This is a genomic window from Streptomyces durocortorensis (assembly GCF_016901035.1).
Classification (GTDB): Bacteria; Actinomycetota; Actinomycetes; order Streptomycetales; family Streptomycetaceae; genus Streptomyces; species Streptomyces durocortorensis.
In genome coordinates this window covers 1-540 of record NZ_JAFEUF010000550.1, presented here as the reverse complement: position 1 = coordinate 540, position 540 = coordinate 1, and the positions used below count along the sequence as shown (strand labels likewise).

Here is a 540-nt window from a genome sequence, read left to right as displayed (position 1 = left end):
TCAGCCAAAACCCCCTCCACAATCACGTGCGCATTGGTACCACTGACACCGAACGAGGAGATTCCGACCCGGCGGGGTTCTTCGGAGTCGGGCCACGGCCGGTTCTCGGTGAGCAGTTCGACGCTGCCCGAGGTCCAGTCGACGTGCGGGCTGGGCGCGTCGACGTGGAGGGTCCTGGGGAGCACGCCGTGCCGCATCGCCTGAACCATCTTGATCACTCCGGCCACGCCGGAAGCGGCCTGGGTGTGGCCGATGTTGGACTTCAGTGAGCCCAGGTAGAGGGGTTCGGTGCGGTCCTGGCCGTAGGTGGCGAGCAGCGCCTGCGCCTCGATCGGGTCGCCCAGGGTCGTTCCGGTGCCGTGTGCTTCGACGGCGTCGACGTCAGCGGCGGAGAGCCGGGCGGCGGCCAGGGCGTCCAGGATGACGCGTCGTTGGGCGGGTCCGTTGGGGGCGGTGAGGCCGTTGGAGGCGCCGTCGGAGTTGACCGCGCTGCCGCGCACGACCGCCAGCACCCGGTGCCCGTTGCGGCGCGCGTCGGAG

General features: G+C 70.6%; 1 protein-coding gene. It reads right to left on the bottom strand.

The annotated features are described in order from the left end of the window. On the bottom strand, positions 1–540 hold a 540-nt coding region (locus tag JS521_RS36025; RefSeq protein ID WP_205087039.1), incomplete at both ends, for a ketoacyl-synthetase C-terminal extension domain-containing protein.